Origin of the sequence: Spirosoma endophyticum (assembly GCF_900112365.1) — a bacterium.
Classification (GTDB): domain Bacteria; phylum Bacteroidota; class Bacteroidia; order Cytophagales; family Spirosomataceae; genus Spirosoma; species Spirosoma endophyticum.
The window spans coordinates 1-4140 of record NZ_FOLQ01000065.1 but is presented as its reverse complement, the minus strand read 5'-3'; the positions used below and the strand labels follow the sequence as shown (position 1 = coordinate 4140).

The window sequence follows — 4140 nt, the reverse complement described above, 5'->3', positions numbered from 1 at the left end:
TGGTTAGCCATATTACTCTGGCACAGGTGCAGCCGTTTCCGCGTCAGCTTGATCAGATCCTGATTGGGTTGAGATACTAACCGGGCAGTTTTTTTACCAGTGCCTGCCCTGATGGTGAAGCGCCTGCATGGCTGCCTGAAAGGGCATGCCATCAAAGATATGGAGTGGTAATTCGGTGGTTTTGTGACCCTTCTGGCCCCACACGTTTAGCAACGTTTTCCCCTTGGCCACCAACTGACTAACGAAGTCCAGCCCGGTCTTTAGGTCATTGAGCGGGATACTAAACTCGCGGACTTGCCCTTATTAGTCCAACATGGTTAAGCAACACAGCATAATTTCTCAACGGGTTAGTTCAGTCTAAGCGTGTTCATTAAAGGGCCCCTTTGTCCCTTCAGACAAGTATTAGTATAATGCGTTACACTACCTTGTGTTTTTCCTTTACCCGTTACACTTCGTCCCAAAGCACGTCATTCACCAGTCATTCCCCACAAATGGCTGCAGTGGAGCACATCTCCTATACTTACCGAGGCCGTAAATCTAGGAAGCTTGCCTTTAGCAACAGGTTCAATGATCGACTTTTGAGGCGAATACCCTGCGTTTTTCTGTTTATTAATAATCAGGCGCAGTAAGTCCATTAGTACAAGGGCTTGGTAAGTACCCTTCGGTAAACTCCTGAATCGTTTAAAAGTCTGTTATTGGGTGACAAAGCCTGATTGGTGAGGAGATAACCTGAGCAAGCAGGCCTGGTATAGGTAATATTAGCGGCCTGAAAAGAGAGCCCTTTAACCGAGACGGGCCGCAGTTGGTTATAGCTTATTCTATGTATAACGTCATTATGAAGCGGATTGAAACGAGTGTCCAGGCCAATCTTAGAAATGCCAAAGTACTCATTATTGAGGATAATGAGGATCAGTGGCTACTTATGAGCCAAGCCATGCAGCAATGCTTACCGGAGGTAACGCCCGTGCGCATGGCCACCCCCCAGCAGGCTATGCGCCTACTCGAGGTATGGTGCTACCAAGAATGGGAAATTCCTAAACTCATTTTACTGGATCTGTATTTACCTAGTAGTGAGGAGGGCTGGCAGTTACTAAAGTGGATAAAAGCCATGCCAGCCTCAATCAATCTGATTCCGATCGTTATGTTTAGTGGGTCTGCTGACCCGGTTGATATTGAGCAATCATACAGGGCTGGCACAGCCGCCTATGTAGTCAAACCTACTCAGTTTGCCGCTTGGCTACCCCTCTTCCAGGAGTTACGTTCTTTTTGGTGGGAGACAGTAACCTTACCTCCTTTATCACTTGGCCTGTAAAGTCCCTATCTTCGTTTTAAGGCACAATTTTACTGAAACGTTATCTATTGCTAGTAAATAAGTCGAAGCGCTTGAGTGAGTTTTTAGCTATATGGTGGCCGCCTAGCTATTAACTGCCGATACCTGGCTTCTCTGTTGTTTTGTAGGAAAGGTGGAATGCTAGCGAAAAGGCTTTATAAAATTATAAATAAATATTTATAAAAGAGGCTTCATTTTTGGTTATAAAAGACCCTATGGAGGAGGGAAACTTTATAGCAAAAGGAGAAATTGCCGATAGCGGTATTTTCTTGATTTATGGTAATAGTATCGAAAAGCTACAATGCTCTATAGACTAAAAAATAAAAAACTATTATAGTCACCTCTGCCACCCTGACCCACTAAAAGTAATAATACGTATAGAAGATATTGAAGAGGAAATTACTTATGAAGTCTATATACCCCCGTTTGTGTTTCCGGATGATTATTGGGAAAAGTAGAGAACCAAAATGAGGAACAAAAAAGAGTAGATAATATTGAAAATTATGTCTCGGCAATGTTAGCAATGTGTGGAAGAAAATGAGGCGCTGAGCAAAAATAAATATTAATGCAAGAACGGTGACACGGCAATCAGCCTTTTTTGTTGCAGTTACCAGTTGATTAGAGAGTGTAGTGTTTAGGCCTTCTGTTGGGGCTATTTCTTTTACCATTCACCCCGGATTCCTGTCGATTCACCTAGCCTTTCATGCAGTTCACCCAATTGGCAAAAAATCAATACCGAGATTTTTTATTCTTCGCCCAATAACGTTTCAAATCAATTAGCTATGAGTACCAATGTTGGGACCCTTGACGTTGGGCTTACTTATCCAGAGTGGCACTACGTGACACCCTACCACTACGCCCAGTTGTGCGGGCTGACTAGACAGGCCATCTATAACCGGATCATTAAAGGTACCCTGCCGGTGGTCCGTCTGAAAGGGCCAAGGGGAGAACCGATTGGTTATATTGATACAGAAGCCTTTCCACCGGGCCGAAAGCCTTGGGGTGGTGGTAGACCCCGGAAAGCGTGAGCCTCATGTTTATGTAAATTTCTATGGAACTGCAAAACCGCCTATAGATTTTAGTAGACTCCACCTCCTTGTTTTATTTCTCTTTTTGAACGAGGGGGTCGCATGCCTGACAGGGAGCATTTGTTTTTGGCTGTACTATACCTTTGTGATAGTATACAACTATCGTACAATCCTCTTATTTTTGCCGCTTCATTAAACCTACTCCTGGATCGGTTTGTCAAAAGCCAATAAGTGCCCAGTCCATAACAACTTTCCTATGAACCACCCCCCTTCTCCCTGTGTCTTTATCGCCGATGATGATGAAGATGATTGTTATTTGCTGGCCAGAGCCTTTAGTGAGCACAGTCCCGAATGCCGCCTGCAATTTGCATCTAACGGGGAGGTCCTGCTCGAAACGTTGGCCCAAAGTAAGGCTATGCCCAGTCTGATTCTGCTGGATTTGAATATGCCTCGCTTGGATGGCTTTGAGGCCCTACAGTGGTTACGGAAAAACCCGCTTTATCAAGCCACGCCCGTTGTTATCTTAACGACTTCCGAGGCCCAAGAGGATCAGCAACGAGCGCGTGAGTTAGGGGCCAATGAGTTTATCACCAAGCCGCTGGATGCGCGGGCCCTTGGCGAAACGGTGACCCAATTACGGCGAACCTGGCTACTGGATAGATGCTGTTAACTAACGTCAGGATGTGATGCGTATAAAAAACTTAACCATCTAAGCAATTGGGTGTAACGATCGTAGCGTTGAGTACATCAGTCAGCTATAAACTGACCTCGGGTAGGCATATTTACGAGTTTGGCCAAAGACATCTTTATCAAGGATACTATCTTCTTTCTGCCAGACTTCAGGCAGACGCTAGTTGCCCTACCGGATAAATAATAAAGGGTCGGGTAATTTGTGGGCGTCAAGGAGGACCGCTCAAAACCGATTGAGGCAGTAGCACCAACTGGAACCAATGCCGACAAAACGTTTCAGCGTCCTGTAAGGCGTCCTGTTTCAAGAGTAGGGAATTCGCCCCCGCCTGGTAATAGCGCCTCACCTCCTGCTCGGAGATGGCCCCCGTCCAAATGACAACCGGTATATGGCGCCAAGGGTCCGAATCCATGATCCAGTTGAGCAACTCATATCCATTCATGCGGGGCATCTGGGCGTCCACCAGAATCAGATGTGGCTGGAACCCCTCCTGAAGCTGTCGCTTCGCCGCCTCCCCCGACGACGCGTGGGTTAAGGTAACATCAAGCTGACACCGCTTTATTTTAGCCGCTAGTAGTACAAAATCATCTTCGTCATCGTCGACGACTAATATGGAATAGTTCATGTTGCCTTATGTACAAAAAGAGAGCTTGCCCAAAAAGTTAAGCGTCTACAAATTACCCCATATCCTACCTAGTTTATGAACAGTTTTAAAGAGGCTTAGTTTTAATTTTATTTAATCTGAACTTGCTACATTTGACTGGAGACAGTTTTTAGGCACATTTGGGAACAAACCCAAAAGTACCCATGAAGAAAAGACGTGTGTTCGACGAGGCATTTAAACGGATGGCCATCGAGTTGTCCTACGCGAAAGGCTCTGTACAAGAAGTCGCTCGTGAACTCGGCATTGATTCGAGTCGGATCACCAAATGGCGGCAAAGCCATAAAAGCCTTGGTCAAGTTGCAACTGCGGCCACCGAGCTGAGCGAAGAACAGAAACTGATCAAACGGCTACAGAAAGAACTCAAAGACGCTCAGCTTGAACGCGATATACTAAAAAAGGCAGTCGGCATCTTCTCCAGGGGAGACGGGAA

General features: G+C 45.8%; 4 protein-coding genes and 1 pseudogene. 4 read left to right on the top strand and 1 reads right to left on the bottom strand.

Features of this window, described 5'->3' with window-relative positions; all coding sequences use genetic code 11:
• Window positions 1-820 precede the first annotated feature (820 nt).
• The 3 genes from BM202_RS36340 to BM202_RS36330 all read left to right on the top strand — a co-directional run bounded on the left by BM202_RS36340 (window position 821) and on the right by BM202_RS36330 (window position 3028).
• Window positions 821-1312, top strand: coding sequence for a response regulator (locus tag BM202_RS36340; protein WP_245776944.1), 492 nt, complete (start codon window positions 821-823; stop codon window positions 1310-1312).
• 800 nt (window positions 1313-2112) lie between these two features.
• Window positions 2113-2358 carry a hypothetical protein gene (locus BM202_RS36335; protein WP_093835483.1) on the top strand — a complete coding sequence of 82 codons (246 nt, stop codon included), beginning with the start codon at window positions 2113-2115 and terminating at the stop codon, window positions 2356-2358.
• Window positions 2359-2614: 256 nt separating this feature from the next.
• Window positions 2615-3028, top strand: a complete 414-nt coding sequence (locus BM202_RS36330; protein WP_093835481.1) for a response regulator — start codon at window positions 2615-2617, stop codon at window positions 3026-3028.
• A 229-nt stretch (window positions 3029-3257) separates the two neighbouring features.
• Here BM202_RS36330 and BM202_RS36325 read toward each other — a convergent pair whose 3' ends face one another.
• Window positions 3258-3671 (bottom strand): response regulator, encoded by a 414-nt coding sequence (locus tag BM202_RS36325; protein WP_093835479.1) that lies wholly within the window; start codon window positions 3669-3671, stop codon window positions 3258-3260.
• Window positions 3672-3853: 182 nt separating this feature from the next.
• On the opposite strand from BM202_RS36325, the pseudogene BM202_RS39285 reads away from it, so the two are divergent.
• A pseudogene (locus tag BM202_RS39285) lies at window positions 3854-4015 on the top strand (transposase); the annotation flags it as partial.
• Between the last annotated feature and the right edge of the window lie 125 nt (window positions 4016-4140).

Excerpts from the sequence above, each read along its gene's own strand:
- BM202_RS36340 (WP_245776944.1), top strand. The coding sequence starts at position 821 with ATGTATAACGTCATTATGAAGCGGATTGAAACGAGTGTCCAGGCCAAT.
- BM202_RS36335 (WP_093835483.1), top strand. The coding sequence starts at position 2,113 with ATGAGTACCAATGTTGGGACCCTTGACGTTGGGCTTACTTATCCAGAG.
- BM202_RS36330 (WP_093835481.1), top strand. The coding sequence starts at position 2,615 with ATGAACCACCCCCCTTCTCCCTGTGTCTTTATCGCCGATGATGATGAA.
- BM202_RS36325 (WP_093835479.1), bottom strand. The coding sequence starts at position 3,671 with ATGAACTATTCCATATTAGTCGTCGACGATGACGAAGATGATTTTGTA.